Source organism: Actinoallomurus purpureus (genome assembly GCF_024055795.1).
GTDB lineage: Bacteria > Actinomycetota > Actinomycetes > Streptosporangiales > Streptosporangiaceae > Actinoallomurus > Actinoallomurus purpureus.
Map to the genome: position 1 here is coordinate 1 of NZ_JAMXMY010000004.1, position 14630 is coordinate 14630.

The 14630-nt window shown below is 69.2% G+C and carries 15 protein-coding genes and 1 pseudogene; 8 read left to right on the plus strand and 8 right to left on the minus strand.

The window, feature by feature from the left end:
* Nucleotides 1–53: 53 nt before the first annotated feature.
* Nucleotides 54–725 (minus strand): hypothetical protein, encoded by a 672-nt coding sequence (locus NE236_RS09820; RefSeq protein WP_252841568.1) that lies wholly within the window; start codon nt 723–725, stop codon nt 54–56.
* A gap of 313 nt (nt 726–1038) precedes the next feature.
* Between NE236_RS09820 and NE236_RS09825 the strand changes: the two genes are divergently transcribed.
* Both NE236_RS09825 and NE236_RS09830 read left to right on the plus strand, forming a co-directional pair.
* The gene (locus NE236_RS09825) at nt 1039–1872 is read left to right on the plus strand and encodes an alpha/beta fold hydrolase (RefSeq protein WP_252841569.1); all 834 of its coding nucleotides are present in this window, start codon (nt 1039–1041) and stop codon (nt 1870–1872) included.
* A gap of 193 nt (nt 1873–2065) precedes the next feature.
* Nucleotides 2066–2557, plus strand: coding sequence for a hypothetical protein (locus NE236_RS09830; protein ID WP_252841570.1), 492 nt, complete (start codon nt 2066–2068; stop codon nt 2555–2557).
* Nucleotides 2558–2742: 185 nt separating this feature from the next.
* Here the strand turns inward: NE236_RS09830 and NE236_RS09835 are convergent, their stop codons facing one another.
* Nucleotides 2743–3129: a winged helix-turn-helix transcriptional regulator gene (locus tag NE236_RS09835; protein WP_252841571.1), complete on the minus strand. Its 387-nt coding sequence runs from the start codon at nt 3127–3129 to the stop codon at nt 2743–2745.
* A gap of 101 nt (nt 3130–3230) precedes the next feature.
* On the opposite strand from NE236_RS09835, the gene NE236_RS09840 reads away from it, so the two are divergent.
* A complete protein-coding gene (locus NE236_RS09840) occupies nt 3231–3863 on the plus strand; it encodes an NAD(P)-dependent oxidoreductase (protein ID WP_252841572.1) in 633 nt (210 codons plus the stop codon).
* Between the two features lie 21 nt (nt 3864–3884).
* Here NE236_RS09840 and argG read toward each other — a convergent pair whose 3' ends face one another.
* Nucleotides 3885–5333: an argininosuccinate synthase gene (gene argG / locus NE236_RS09845; protein ID WP_252841573.1), complete on the minus strand. Its 1449-nt coding sequence runs from the start codon at nt 5331–5333 to the stop codon at nt 3885–3887.
* Nucleotides 5334–5436: 103 nt separating this feature from the next.
* Between argG and NE236_RS09850 the strand changes: the two are divergent.
* Nucleotides 5437–6129, plus strand: a pseudogene (locus tag NE236_RS09850) (amidohydrolase family protein); the annotation flags it as partial.
* Here the strand turns inward: NE236_RS09850 and NE236_RS09855 are convergent.
* On the minus strand, nt 6044–6457 hold the full coding sequence (locus NE236_RS09855; RefSeq protein WP_252841574.1) for a winged helix-turn-helix transcriptional regulator: 414 nt from the start codon (nt 6455–6457) through the stop codon (nt 6044–6046). The pseudogene NE236_RS09850 and the gene NE236_RS09855 sit on opposite strands and share 86 nt — an antisense overlap.
* 97 nt (nt 6458–6554) lie before the next feature.
* Here NE236_RS09855 and NE236_RS09860 point away from each other — a divergent pair, with 97 nt between their 5' ends.
* Complete coding sequence (locus tag NE236_RS09860) at nt 6555–7445, plus strand: alpha/beta fold hydrolase (RefSeq protein ID WP_252841575.1); 891 nt, start codon at nt 6555–6557, stop codon at nt 7443–7445.
* Between the two features lie 65 nt (nt 7446–7510).
* The gene (locus NE236_RS09865) at nt 7511–7924 is read left to right on the plus strand and encodes a YchJ family protein (protein WP_252841576.1); all 414 of its coding nucleotides are present in this window, start codon (nt 7511–7513) and stop codon (nt 7922–7924) included.
* Nucleotides 7925–8224: 300 nt separating this feature from the next.
* Here the strand turns inward: NE236_RS09865 and NE236_RS09870 are convergent, their stop codons facing one another.
* The gene (locus NE236_RS09870) at nt 8225–8353 is read right to left on the minus strand and encodes a helix-turn-helix domain-containing protein (RefSeq protein WP_252841577.1); all 129 of its coding nucleotides are present in this window, start codon (nt 8351–8353) and stop codon (nt 8225–8227) included.
* Between the two features lie 125 nt (nt 8354–8478).
* Here NE236_RS09870 and NE236_RS09875 point away from each other — a divergent pair, with 125 nt between their 5' ends.
* Complete coding sequence (locus tag NE236_RS09875; RefSeq protein WP_252841578.1) at nt 8479–8892, plus strand: hypothetical protein; 414 nt, start codon at nt 8479–8481, stop codon at nt 8890–8892.
* A gap of 584 nt (nt 8893–9476) precedes the next feature.
* On the plus strand, nt 9477–10196 hold the full coding sequence (locus tag NE236_RS09880) for a class I SAM-dependent methyltransferase (RefSeq protein ID WP_252841579.1): 720 nt from the start codon (nt 9477–9479) through the stop codon (nt 10194–10196).
* 215 nt (nt 10197–10411) lie between these two features.
* On the opposite strand, the gene NE236_RS09885 is transcribed toward NE236_RS09880, so the two are convergent.
* From NE236_RS09885 to NE236_RS09895, 3 genes are all read right to left on the minus strand, one after another.
* Nucleotides 10412–11662, minus strand: a complete 1251-nt coding sequence (locus tag NE236_RS09885) for an exo-alpha-sialidase (RefSeq protein WP_252841580.1) — start codon at nt 11660–11662, stop codon at nt 10412–10414.
* Between the two features lie 432 nt (nt 11663–12094).
* Nucleotides 12095–13582 carry an immune inhibitor A gene (locus tag NE236_RS09890; protein WP_252841581.1) on the minus strand — a complete coding sequence of 496 codons (1488 nt, stop codon included), beginning with the start codon at nt 13580–13582 and terminating at the stop codon, nt 12095–12097.
* 164 nt (nt 13583–13746) lie between these two features.
* On the minus strand, nt 13747–14622 hold the full coding sequence (locus tag NE236_RS09895; protein WP_252841582.1) for an arylamine N-acetyltransferase family protein: 876 nt from the start codon (nt 14620–14622) through the stop codon (nt 13747–13749).
* Nucleotides 14623–14630 lie beyond the last annotated feature (8 nt).

Below are 14630 nucleotides of genomic sequence, written 5' to 3' on the forward strand. Positions count from 1 at the left end.
GGCCCCACCGCCGGCGCACGCCCGCACCGCGCCACCCCGGATGTGCGGGCCGGTCACACCGGCGTTCCGCTCGACGGCGCCGTGGTCGCGACCCGCCTCCGCCCCGCGGCGCACACGGCGATCAGCCAGACGGCCGACAGCAACCGCCACAACGGCTCGAGCCGGGTGACGGGCGTCGCGACGATCGACACCATCGACACCGCGAGCAGAGGAGCCAAGACGAGGCCGAAACGCAGCGCCCACCTCGGCCGAAATCCCGTCGCAAGGCCGTTCCTGGACACGAGCCAGACCAGGACCCCCATGCCTGTCAGGTGCAGCGCACCCCCGCAGGCCAGAGTCGACCGGCCGAGGATCGTCAGCGTGCCGTCCCCGGCGTCGTCGGCGATGAGGACGAGCAGCAGCGACAACACCACCGAGGCGGCGAAGGCGGCCGCCGAGACCCCGCCCGCCCACCGGACGCGCCCGGCGATCGGCCCCGCCGCCGGATCGAGCGTCCGGGCGAGGCCGGCGCTGAACCAGGCGAGACCCAGCGCGGCGACGGCCTGCAGCGTCGAGGCGGCCACCACGGCGGCGACGCTGCCGGTGTAATACTCCCGCAACTCCGCCGCGGACGCGTCTGGCAGGTACAGGGACGTTCGGGCCAGTACCCCGCTCGCCACCAGACTCGCCACGAACGCCAGGACGAACCCGACTCCCGCCGGTCGCCAACCTCGTACGTGCTCCACGGTGTCCTCCTTCGCCGGACCGCCGACCGAGCGGCGTCTTCGAGCTCGGCTCTCAGCGTCCCGAGCGGCACCCGGCGCGTCGTCCCTCAGGAGCGGCCTCATCCCGTACGGTCCCGGGCGCAGATCGCGCGGCGACCACTACGCCACCGGGCGTACCGCCTCCCTATGACCCGTCGCCCAACCCTGATGCGGACGGATTCCCCGGCTGTCAGTGAGCCGGCGGACCCGGTCCCTGGCGGATGGCGACGGCACCCGCCAGGGACCGCTGCATCCGGATTGCGCCCGGCGCCCGGTCTGTGCTGCCCTTGGGCCCATGCCGAGCTTCTCCTCCCACGACGGGACCGTCCTGGCCCATCACCTCATGGGCCGGGGTGAGCCGCTGCTCTGCCTTCCGGGTGGCCCCGGCCGGCCGTCGGGATACCTTGGCGATCTCGGCGGCCTGGCGACGTCTCGGCGGTTGATCCTGCTGGACAACCGCGGGACCGGCGATTCGGCCGTGCCCGCCGACGCGGGCACGTACCGCGCCGACCGACTCGTCGCCGACGTCGAGGCCCTCCGAGAGCACCTCGCGCTGGAGACGTTGGACCTGCTCGCCCATTCGGCGGGCGCCGACGTGGCCGTCCTGTACGCCGCCCGCCACCCGCACCGGATCCGCCGGCTCGTCCTGGTGGCGCCGAGCCCCCTCGCCGTCGGACTCGAACCGACCGACGAGGAATGGTCCGCCGCGATCCACCGCCGGTCCGCGGAGCCGTGGTACGAAGGCGCGCTCGCCGCGCTCGACGCCTGGGAATCCGGAGACGAGCGCGAAGAGACCCGGCTGGCCACCCGGCCCTTCTACTACAGCCCCTGGAACGAGGCGGCCGAAGCACACGACCGGTCGTATCCGATGGTGCGGGCGGCCCGGACGGGTTTCCACGGCGAGGGCGCGTTCGACACGGACGCCACCCGTACGACCCTCGATCGGCTTCCGGCACCGGTCCTGGTGATCTCCGGAGAGGACGACCTCGCACCCACCGCCGACCAGGCCGCCGCGTACGCCGAGCTCTTCCCCGACGGGCGGAGCACCTCGGTGCCGGGAGCCCACTTCCCCTGGGTCACCGCGCCGAAGGAGTTCGCCGAGACGGTGGAGGAGTTCCTCAGCGCCTGACCGACGCCCCACCGTGGCCGGTGTCGGCTCAGCTGCAGCCCAGACGGTCGCGGCCATACCGGCGCTGCTCTGTCCGGGCAAAGAGAACTGTGCAGAAGCCGCATGGCGACCATTCATGATCATAAACTGGCGCCCGGTTGTCGATCTTCGACACTGGAGAACGGTCCGAACCGGACCAGTGAGGACACCGCCCATGCGCAAGTTCGCCGTTCTGGCCACTGCCACCATCATCGCCACCGGAGCCGTCGCACCGGCCGCCAACGCCGCCTCCATCAGGTCCGCGTCCGGCGTCGGAATCGCCGCAGTGCACCCCAAGCACCACTGGAACCTGAACAAGGACAGCAAAGGCAAGGCCCTCGCTCCCACCAAGGTCAAGGTCAGCGGATACTGGCAGGTGGTGAGCAACAAGAACCACCCCACGTGGCGCGAGATCACGCTCGTCGCGACGGTGACGGCGCCTAAGGGATCAAAGGCGGAGGTGACGTACTTCTTCGGCTCCCCGAGCGGCAAGATCGACAAGTACACCATGCCCTTCGGGGACGGATGGCCCAAGACGAACCACCTCGAGGCGATCAACAAGGCCGCCCTCGCGGACGTCTGGGCGCAGAAGTCCTACCGCGTGAAGGTGAAGGGCAAGTGGAAGAGGGTCTACAGCAAGAAGATCCGCATCAAGCAGGGCATCTGACCGTATGTGCGGCCCCGGCGTACGACGCGCCGGGGCCCGCGTCACCGCAGCGATGCCGGTGATCTTGCCGGTTCACTGTGCGCGGGAGGGCGTGGCAAGTCGTCGAGGAGGTCACCGGCGCCCGCTCCATGAATTTCTCCGTCCCCCCGGGGGGCGGCCGTGGGAGTGGGGTCGCCGCCGTCGTGTCATCCGGCGTGGTCGAGGCGAACGGTGTTGTCGTGCGACTCGCGGGCGTCGAGCAGCTCGTCCCAGTGCTCGTCCGCCCAGGCGCAGGCGGCCGCCAGTGGTTCGAGCAGGCTACGGCCCAGCGAGGTCAGCTCGTACTCGACGTGCGGGGGCGCCGTAATGTGGACGGTGCGCCTGACCAGACCGTCCCGTTCGAGGGACCGCAGCGACTGCGTGAGGACCTTGGGAGTGACACGGCTCAGCGGCACGCGCAGCTCGGAGAACCGGCGCGGCCCGTGCTCGAGGCAGCGGATGATGAGCGCCGCCCACTTGTCGCCGAATCGGATCGGGTTGAGTGATGACGGGCACAGCTCGTCGAACATGTCGGCGGGCAGGGGTTCCCTCATCGCGTCACGATAGCCGGTATCCCGGCGGTAACCACGGACCTCGATAGCGTCCGGGAACCGGTCGGCGCACAGGCTCCGGCCCCGGTGAGAGGCGGTTATCCATGAACATCGTGATCTTCGGCGCGGGCGGCAGAGCCGGGCGGCAGGCCGTCGCCGAGGCGCACCGGCGCGGCCACCGGGTCACCGCCGTGGTCCGTGACCCCGCCCGCCACGGCGACCTGACGGACGCGAAGGTGGTGGCGGGCGACGTCACGGACGCGGCGGGCATCGAGCACCTGGCCGCCGGGCATGACGCCGCCATCAGTGCCGCCGCGGACCTGTCCGTGCCACCCCGTGACTTCTTCACCGCGTCGACCCGCGCCCTGACCATCGGCCTGGCGAAGGCGGGCGTGCGCCGCCTGGTGGTGGTCGGCCTCGCGTCGGTCCTGCCGGGGGCATCCGGTGCTCCCCTGATGGACGAGCCCGGCTACCCGAACGAGTACCGTTCCTTCTCCCTGGGCCACGCGGCGGGCCTCGATGAGCTCCGGAACTGCGACCTCGACTGGGCGTACGTGGCCCCTGCGGGCGACTTCGACCACGACGGCCCGCGCACCGGCCGGTACGTCGTCGCCGAGCACGGTGACCCGGCCGACCGGATCGGCTACGCGGACTTCGCGATCGCACTGGTCGACGAGGTCGAAGCGCCCCGCCACCACCGCGCCGCCGTCAGCATCCGCGAGGCGTCCGGCGGCTGAGCCGTCTCCGTTCTGGTCTGGTCAGTCCGTGCCGGACTCCATCGCGGCGTGATCGAGCAGCTCCTCGTCGGCGGGGACCGTTCCGCGGGACGCGATCGCCTCGGCCCCGCCCTCGGGCATCGCGCCGATCAGCCCGGTCGAGGCCGCCTGGGCGGCACCGATCAACGTCGGGTGCGGACTGCCGACCATGCCGAGTGCGGCGTACTGCTCGAGCTTGGCGCGAGAGTCGGCGATGTCCAGGTTGCGCATGGTCAGCTGGCCGATGCGGTCGACCGGACCGAACGCGGAGTCCTCGGTGCGTTCCATGGAGAGCTTGTCCGGGTGGTAGCTGAACGCCGGTCCGGACGTGTCCAGGACGGAATAGTCCTCACCGCGCCGCAGCCGCAGGGTCACCTCGCCGGTGACCGCCGTCCCGACCCAGCGCTGCAGGGACTCGCGCAGCATCAGCGCCTGCGGGTCCAGCCAGCGGCCTTCGTACAGCAGCCTGCCCAGTCGCCGTCCCTCGGTGTGGTAACTCGCGAGGGTGTCCTCGTTGTGGATCGCGTTGACCAGCCGATCGTACGCCGCGTGCAGCAACGCCATTCCCGGTGCCTCGTAGATGCCCCGGCTCTTGGCCTCGATGACGCGGTTCTCGATCTGGTCGGACATGCCCATGCCGTGCCGGCCGCCGACGGCGTTGGCCTCCAGCACCAGCTCGACGGCGGAGGCGAACTCCTTGCCGTTGATCGTCACCGGTCGGCCCTGCTCGAAGCCGATCGTGACGTCCTCGGCGGCTATCTCGATGGAGGGGTCCCAGAACCGTACGCCCATGATCGGGTCGACGATCTCGATGCCCGTGTCGAGGTGCTCGAGCGCCTTGGCCTCGTGGGTCGCACCCCAGATGTTCGCGTCGGTGGAGTATGCCTTCTCCGTGCTGTCCCGATAGGGCAGGTCGTGGGTCAGCAGCCACTCGGACATCTCCTTGCGGCCGCCGAGCTCGCTGACGAAGTCGGCGTCCAGCCACGGCTTGTAGATCCGCAGGGAGGGGTTGGCGAGCAGTCCGTAACGGTAGAACCGCTCGATGTCGTTGCCCTTGAAGGTGGAGCCGTCTCCCCAGATCTGCACGTCGTCCTCGAGCATCGCGCGCACCAGCAGGGTGCCCGCGACCGCCCGGCCGAGCGGGGTGGTGTTGAAGTAGGTGCGGCCACCGGACCGGATATGGAACGCTCCGCAGGCCAGGGCCGCGAGCCCCTCCTCCACGAGCGCCGCCCGGCAGTCGATCAGCCGGGCGATCTCCGCGCCGTACGCCTTGGCACGCCCGGGCACCGAGGCGATGTCGGGTTCGTCGTACTGGCCCAGGTCAGCGGTGTAGGTGCACGGCACGGCACCCTTCTCGCGCATCCACGCGACCGCTACCGACGTGTCGAGGCCACCGGAGAAGGCGATCCCGACGCGTTCGCCGACAGGCAGGGAGGTGAGCACCTTGGACATGAGCACAAGTATGCATGATGATGCATGACCATGCAAGAGCGGGGCATGGCCGAGACACCGACATCAGCAGCCCCCAGGGGCCGAAGCCACCTACCAGGCCGCCCGGACGGAACTCGACGCCGCCCTGGCGGCATGGCCCGACCGGTTCATCGGATGTGGCTCCGTGCCGCTGGGGCTGCCGGCCGAGCAGATCGCGGCCGCGGTGGAGCGGGACGTCGTGGGGCGAGGACTGCGGGGCATCGGAGAGCCGACTCCGCCACCCGGGCAGGCGGCTCGCATCGAGCCCGTGCTCCAGGCCTCCAGCGATCAGGGCGGGTTTCCGGTCATCGTGCACGGTTTCGCACCCACCACGGCCGAGGACCTCCAGACCCTCGCCGCGCTCACGCGCAGATATCCGCGCGTGCCGTTGGTCGTGAGCCAGCTCGGCGGCCTGAACTGGATGGACGCCGTGGAACTGGTGCGTGACACCCCCACCATGTACCTCGAGCTGTCCACCGCCGGCATCATCTTCGCGGTCCGCCTGGCGATCACCGAGATACCCGAACGGACACTGTTCGGATCCGACGCCCCCTACGGTGACCCCGTACTGGCCCGTGCGACCGTCGAACGCGTCACCACCTCCGGCGAGATCCGCGACCGCGTACTCGGCGCGACCGCCGCCGCCCTGTTCGGCCTGACCTGGTCCCCGCGTGTCCCGCCTCGTCGGGGAGTTACCGGTCGGCGTCGCCGGCCTGGGCGTCGTTGCTCGCGTTGGCGCGATCGATCTCGGCCATGTGCTCCTCGGCCCAGTACCTGACGACGGCGAGCGCGTTCTCGAGCGACAGGCCCAGGTCGGTGAGCCGGTAGTGCACCCGCGGCGGCACGGTGGGCTCCACCCGGCGGGCGACCAGGCCGTCGCGGGTCAGGCTCTGGAGGGTCGCGGACAGCATCTTCTGCGAGATGCCGGGCATCCGCCGCCGAAGCTCGGCGAAACGCACCTCCTGGGGGGAAGCCTCGGCGAGAACTTTGACGGCCATGGACGTCCATTTCGTGCCGATGCGGTCCAGCAGCCGGCGGGTCGGGCACTCGGGATCGAAGAGGTCGCCGCGTGCTCCCTTCGCCGTACGGGTCGGAGAGGAGGTCACCTGCGGCTCACCACCTGTCGAGAAAGTGCGGTCTTGGCTTGGTTGCGGAGGTTACCTAGTCTCAGCTGGTCACTATTGGTAACCACAGGGAGTGGTCATGCCCAGGTCCCTCTCACGTCCCAGCGTCGCCGAGATCTCCCAACATCGGGTCGCGGCCAACGGCATCGAGATCAACGTGGCGATCGCCGGGGACGGGCCCGCCGTCCTGCTGCTGCACGGCTTTCCGCACACCTGGCGGCTGTGGACCGACGTCATCGCCGGGCTCTCCGGGCATTACCGCGTCATCGCCCCGGACCTGCGGGGATTCGGCGCCACGACGAAGGCACCCGACGGGTACGACGCCGGCACCCTCTCCACCGACGCCGAAGAACTCCTCGACGCTCTCGGCGAACCATCGGCGACGGTGGTCGGCATCGACGCGGGCACCCCTCCGGCGTTCCTGTTCGCCATGCGGCGCCCCGACCGCGTACGGCGGCTCGTCCTCATGGAGTCGCTGCTGGGCCGGCTTCCCGGCGCCGAGGACTTCCTCACCGACGGGCCGCCGTGGTGGTTCGGCTTCCACGCGGTCCCCGGCCTCGCAGAGACGGTCCTGACCGGTCATGAGGCGGAGTACATCGACTGGTTCCTCACCGCCGGCACGCACGGCCGCGGCCTGCCCGGCGAGATCCGCGACGCCTTCGTCCGCGCCTACGCCGGACCGGACGCCCTGCGCTGCGCCTTCTCCTACTACCGGGCCCTGCCCGCCAGTGCACGACAGATCCGGGACGCCGTGGCGTGCGGGCGGCTCACCGTGCCCACGATGGCCGTCGGCGCGCACCCCGTGGGAACCGCCCTCGAACGGCAGCTGCGACCCGTCGCCGACGACCTCACCGGCCACCTCATCGAGGACTGCGGCCACATCATCCCACTCGACCGCCCCAACGCCCTGCTCCCGCTGCTGACGTCCTTCCTCGCCCGACCGGAGCCGCGCACTCCTCGCGGCGAATGACACCAGAGAGAGCGTGCATGTGACAGTCGGCCACAGCGATGACCTCGTCGCGACACAATGAGGGCATGACTCAGCCCGGCCCGGACGATCGTGGTGCACGCTGCCATTGCGGGCTGCCCGCACCGTACGACGACTGTTGCGGGCGCTTTCACCGCGGAGACGCCAAGGCGCCCACGGCGGAGCGGCTGATGCGCTCGCGGTTCAGCGGTTTCTGCGTTGGTGACGAGACCTACCTCCTGCGTACGTGGCACCCGTCGACGCGGCCACCGCACATCGACTTCGACGAGACCCTGCGGTGGCAGCGCCTGGAAGTCCTCCAGACCGCCGACGGGAGTTATCTCGACACCGACGGAACCGTCCACTTCCACGCCCACTACATCCAGCGGAACCGCCCCGGGCACATGGAAGAACACAGCCGCTTCGTCCTCCAAGACGGCACCTGGCTGTACGTCGGCCCTGTTGGGGTCCAGCCCGCATAAGCCCAAAACCCACATTGAGATGATCTTGATGGCTGGCGCGAGGCGCTGAACTGCGTGTTGGAGGCAGCCGTGACGCGGAGCGCAGGTACGGCCGGGCTTCGCGGGGATCAGGCCGGTCCGGTCGGGTGTTGGTTCTGCAGGCGGCGCATCAGGTCGGGCGGGATCCGACTTCCGGACCGGTGATGCGGGCCCATACGCCCCTCCACTCGGGTCCGTGCCACCAGCCGCAAAGTAGCCCTGCGTGACCGAAGGTGAAGTCTCGCTCGCCCGCCTTCGGCTGCTCTCGACCCCAGGAAACAATCAGTCGGTTGTGTCCGGGGTGAGGGCTCGGTAGAGGGTGGAGCGGCCGATCTTGAGGTGTTGGGCGATGGCGGTGATGGATTCGCCGCGGGCTTGGCGGGCCCGGGCGACGGCGAGGGTGTCGTGCAAACACCGCGCCTTGCCGACATGCGGTCGCGGCGGACAGTCCTTGAGTGGTTCCCGGCCGTACGGGCCAGGAAGCTGTGCCGATCCCGGCCAGATACCGCGGATCATAAAGAAATGACGGGAAATCGATGCGAAAGTTCAAGCAGAAAGCAACGCTCACGCTTACCACTGCGGCGCTGCTTGCCGGTTCCGTGGCCATGAGCAGCCCGGCGAACGCGGCGTCATCGCCGATCGCCGCATGCGGCGGCGGGAGCTACCACCAGGTCGACAGCCACGCTCTGAGTGACAAGGCCATCGTCTACCTGATGTACAACGGCTCGACCGACTGTGTGGTCACGTGGAAGCAGGGCAAATATTACGGTAACGGCGAAACGGTCAACGCCTACGTATGGGCGAAGAACGGCGACGGTTTTGCCGATGGCGGATACTACAAGTACTATGCTGGCCCGTCGAAGGTTACGGCTCCGGGGCAGTGCGTCCGATGGGGCGGCGGCTACAGCACTAATCTTGAGTACGACAGCCCATGGGAGCACTGCGGCTGATCATGGAGGGCGACGCAGAAGGGCTCGCCGGGGCGGCCGCGCCCCTATCTCGTCACCGGCCGTGCCAACCTCCAGCCACAGCACTCAGAGCCGCCCTGGATTTGTGACTTCGTTAAAGGCCGCCCGCGTTCTACGTGGAGGTCACTTTCGACAGCGGCGCCCGGCGCACGTTCGACCTGGTGATCGGTGCCGATGGGCTGCATTCCAACACAGTCGGGCAGGGCGAGGGCGGTGTTGGCGGATCGGCCTTCGGTGCCGGACGGCCGTCGCGGTCGTCGAGGGTGGCGATGGAGTCGTTGAACAAGAACTCGACCTTGTGCTTGACCAGGCACGAGCACGCACTCGAAGGCTGAACCGCAGCCGACGATCAACGCGATCGCGGGACCGACCAGGGCCGCCGAGGCCGACCAGTAGGTACGTCGGTCCGAGTTCCAACACCCGCGCTGTCAGGGACCGGGTCGCCGGCACCTCTCCCAGGGCACGTCCGCGGAGGCGAAGTGTTGTTGATCTGCGGCTGACACGCGCTGCGGTGCGTGATCCCGGAGCTTACGGCCCGTCCGGCATCGGGGAAGTATCCTTGGCCGGTGTTCTCGCCTCAAGGCCCGTCTCTGCGTGAACTGGCGATGCAGGCGCTGTCCTCGGTCGAGCGCGGCTACGACCTACTCGCTCCGAAGTTCGACCGCACGCCGTTTCGCACCCCCGATGGCGTTCTTGACGCGACCGCCGACGCGCTGCGTCCGCTCGGGCCGTTCGACCGGGGACTGGACGTGTGCTGCGGCACCGGTGCGGGCATGCGGGTCCTCGAACACCTGTGCCAAGGACGGATCACGGGCGTCGACTTCAGCACTGGCATGCTCGCGCAGGCGCGCAGCGCGCACCCGGACGCCGAGTGGGTAAGGGCCGACGGCCGGGCCCTGCCCTTCGCCGAGGCCTTCGACCTGGCGGTCAGCTTCGGAGCGCTCGGGCACTTCCTGCCCGCCGAACGGCCCGCGCTGTTCGCCGGGGTGTACCGCGCGCTGCGGCCCGGCGGGCTCTTCGCCTTCCCGATCGGTTCGCCGCAGCCCATCACCTCGGGCTGGTACTGGGCGCTGCTCGGATTCGACCTAGCCGTGCGGGTCCGCAATGCCGTGTGGCGTCCCCCGTTCGTCATGTACTACCGCACCTGGCCGTTGCACGCGGTCCGCAACGACCTGGCAGCATCCGGATTCACCGTGACGACAGTCCCCTTGACGGCTCTCGGCCGACGCGAGGACGGCAGCCCGCGGCACCTGCTTGTTCTCGCGCGCAAAGCCGGCACGCCCTGACCGATGCGTACGCCGTTCGACTGCTTCTGATCGCGTTTTCAGCCGGGACCATCGAGGCCACCGGAGGGATGGGCTGTCGCCGGTTCGATCCAGCCATTCGGCCGGCAGGGCGCGCTCGGCGTCGGTGGGAATCGTCGGCTTCCGCCCGCAAGGCTCGCCACCTGGTCGGTGCGACCCGCCGGCGCTGGAAGCGCCGGCGGGTCGCACCCGGCCGGTCAGTTGTAGAAGGTCGCGCTGTGGATGTCCACCGGGTTGGTGGTGTTGCCGGTGGCCACGCCGTACACGGCCACGAATGCCGAGCCGGTCGAGACCAGGCCGGTGTAGTCACCGAGCATCCGACCGGAACTCGTCAATGGCACCGTCCTCGCGTCGAACGAGCCCTCGATGTGCCGCTCGCGCCACGATCCGGACTCCGTGCAGTCGTCCGCGCAGGTCACGGCCCAGAAGTCGGTGGGCAGGGTCGCGGCGGACGTGTTCTTCCGGAAGTCGTAGTACGTGACCGCCACGGTGCCGCCCGGGGACACGGCGATCGCCGGTACCGCGGCCGAACCGGTGGGCGTCTTGTCCACGCGAACCGGGCTGGACCAGGTCTGCCCGTCGTCCGTGGACCGCGCGTACGCGACGTGGAAGGTGCCGTCGGTGTCCTGGCTCTGCCAGACCGCGTTCACCACCTTGCTGCCCGGCTGGGCCGCCAGCAGTGGCTCCGTGGCGTTGCGCACCGGGTCGCTCGAGTTGTCGGGGTCCGGGATCTTGGTACCCACGGTGAACGGGGCCGCCACGTTGAGCGTCGGCGTCGACCACGTGTCGCCGCCGTCGGTCGAGCGGACGACCTGGGTGGCGGCGGTGGTGTCGGTCTCCACGTGCATGCCGAGCAACAGCGAACCGTCGGCCATCGGTGTCACCACCGTACCGATGGCGCCGCTGTTGGTGGGGAAGTCGTACACCTTCTTGGTGGTCCAGGTCTTCCCGTCGTCGGTCGACTTCGCCATGTAGACCGGCTGTCCCCAGGTGCCGTCCGACTCGCTGAAGGACCGGTCCCACACCGTGTAGAGCACGCCCGGGTGGTACGGGTCGGCGGTGATCGCCGGACGGTCGTTGAAGAACTCCGTGGTGTCGTCCCGCTGCAGGGTCACCGGGGCGTCCCAGTGCTCGCCGCCGTCACTGGACCGCGACACCAGCATCGCCGTGACCTGACCGGTACGCGACAGCGAGAACGACGCGGCCACCGCCGCGCCGGACGGCGTGATCGTGATCCAGTGGTCCGTCGTGACGTCGTAGTCCCCGCCGTTGGCCGCGGTACCGCCGTTGCACCGGGAGAACGCGGGCTGCGTCGCCGACGCATGCCAGGTCGCGCCGCCGTCGTTGGACACGGCGGTGACGGCTCCGTTGCTGCCGTACCGGTTCCACCGGTCCTGCTGGTACACGGCGACGAGATGCGACGAATTCTTCGGATCCCGCGCCACCATGGGCTGAACCTCGGCATTCGAGTTCAGCACATAACCGTCGCCCGCGGACAGCCCACAACCCGCCGGCAGCGCACTGGTACCCGATACCGGCACCACACTGGCAGGGTCAGAACCATCCGCGAAGGCGGACTGAGCCGCAAAGGTGCAGGCGAACACGGTGGCCGCCGCGACCACCACTGATCTGGAACGTCGTTTCAACGGTGCCTTCCTCATCCTCGATGGGGGGGTGTCTCCACAGGGGACGCTGCCGCCAAGCCGGGCAGCGTGTTCCCAGCAGGCGCCAAACGGCACAGCCGACGCTACAGCTCCAAGATCATTTCCGTCTCCCCCTTAACCTGATCTTTCAGACAGTCCTCAGGGAACGGCGGAAGCGGTGCACCGCGTCCCGGCCGGCCTGCCACCGGGACGCGGGTACGGACGACCGGAGGCGGGTCAGGAGACGTTCAGCGCGGTGTCGTCGAGGACGAACGAAGTCTGCAGCTGCGATCCCTCGGTTCCAGTGAACTTCAATGTGACGGCCTGGCCCGCGTAGGCGGCGAGGTTGTAGCTGTGCTGCTGGTAGCCGGTGGCGGCGTTGAGATTGGAGAAGGTCGCCAGGGTCGACAGCACGGTGCCCGAACTGTTGAGCACCTGGACCTTCAGGGTGTCGTAGGCGGTCGAGGTGGACGTCTCGGCTGTGTCGATGTGCAGCCAGAAACTGAGTGAGGCGGTCGAGCAGGCCGCCGGGACGGTCACGGTTTGGGAGAGCGTGTCGGTGTTGGCCGTTCCGTAGCCGTTGAGCCAGGCGTCGTAGGCGCCGGTACGGGGCGGCTCGCTGGAGGAGGTGTTGATGACGCCCGAGGTGGCCGTCCAGCCGGCGCCGGAGCCGGACTCGAAACCGGGGTTGGTGACCAGTTGCGCCGGGGTGCACGAGGAGGTCGGCGGCGGGGTCGGCGTGGTGGTGCCGGCGCCGGCGAGCCACTCAGTTGCGTTCAGGCCGAGTTGCGCGTCGGTCGCCTTGGCGTCGTTCCAACCGTTGTACAGGGTGTTGCCGGACTGGCCGGTGCCATCGTCGATGTCGGAGCTGTCACCCCAGAAGGCGACCCGGCCGTTGCCGAAGGTGCTGGTGGCGAAGAAGGCCCCGGTGGTCCCGCCCGGCGTCGCGGTGGTCAAGTAGAGCAGGCCTTTGACGCCTGCGTTGTCGGCCGGGTGCAGGGTCACGGTGGTGCCGTTGTAGAGGGCGCCCGCGGTCACGGTTCCGTACGGACCGTGCAGGACCGGGTCGGTGCTGTCAGTGATGGCGGTCGGGTAGCCGCTGGCGATGTTGAGCAGATCGACGCTGAATCCGAACGGGTCGGTACTGTCGACCGTGTTGTTGGTCATCAGATCGTTAATGATCTTCGGCGAGTCGGCGCCGTCGTTGTTGCGGTCGCTGCCGGTGTGGTCGGAGACCAGGAATAGCCCGCCGCCGTTCTTGACGAACGTCATCACCGCTGTCTTCTCGGCCGTACTGAGCAGGACGTTGGGCTCGGGCAGCACGAACTCGTCGAAGTTCGACAAGTCCTGGGGGTTGGAGGAATCGCCATAGGTGATGGTCTTGCCTGGGGCGAGGGTGTCGAGGGTGTAGTTGCCGGTCTTCTGCAAGGCCACACCCCAGGCCGAGATGGCGCCGGTCCAGTCCGTCTCCACTGTCGGCGAGGCGTTCTGCGTCGTCGGGTCGGGAATGCTCGTGCTGATGATCCAATCGGCGTTGCCCGCGGTCTCGGCCTTGCTGTCGTCGAACAGCACACGATGCTTGGTCACCGCCGCCGCCGGGTGAGAGTTCGCGACAACCACAAGCGTGACGGCAGCGAAGGTGAAGGCGGCAATAACGAGCGCGGTGATCGCACCCAGCAGACGTGCCCTGGTCGTGCGAAACGGGATGGCTGGGGGCTCGAACATTCGACACGCCTCTCGGGCGAAGATGAGATGTTCTGAGTGTCAGTTCAACGGCGCTGCGCGGTCCACGTACGCGATGACAACCGTCGATGTCGAGATCTGTTCGATATTAGGGTTGACGACGCGCTCAGACGCGGAACTCGCCGGCTGGTCGGCCCCATCGCGAGTCAGGTACCCGCGCTGCGACGGGCGGACCAAGCCTCGTGGGCGCTGCGGACGCGAGCCCACAACACCTCACGGTCGGCGGCGCCCAGATCGGTCAAGTCCAGCCCGAACACCTCCGCCAGCGCCTCGTACCACTCGCTCCTGGTCTCCAGGACACGCCGCCGGTCCGGGCCGGGACCGATCCGCCGCAGCACGCACCCAGTGAGTGCATCGACTCCGTCGGCGTCGCGCCGCATCACCGTGGACGTCCGCACGTACCCCGACTCCGGGGACGTCGACAGGTGCACATGCCGGTCGAGGAAGTCGGTCACCACCGCGGGCCGCATCCCGAAGTCCATGCCGGCGAACGTTCCACGCGGATCGTGCTCCAGCCGCCATCCACCAGGTTCGACCTGCGAGCGCCCGACCCGGAACCGGAACGGCCCCTGGACATACTCCCCCACACGCAGCGGCAGCGGCTCGTGCAGCCCGTCGCCCAGCCCCGCGTCCACCAGCCAGACTCCCTCCGGGCATTCCCCGGACGGCAGGCCGCGCACGGTCAGCGCCAGATGGTTGGCGAGCGCCGGACCCGGAGGAGGCACGACATCATGCTCCTGCACTCCTGCCCGGTGCCAGGTCACGTCATATCCCAGGGCGCGCAGCAGGAGGGAGAACGCGCCGTTGAGGTGGTAGCAATAACCGCCGCGTCCGGCCACGATCCGCGCGGCGGAGTCGTGAGGATCGATGGAGGTCAGCCGGCCGAGGTGGGCGTCGAGGGCCTCGTAGGCGATGCGTTCGACCTGCGCGGCGTGAAGGGTGCGCAGGCCCGCGACGCTGGGCGGTCCCAGGTCGGAAACGCCGAGGCGTCGAAGATAGGCGGCCGTGTCGAACGCGGGCATCTGCCACC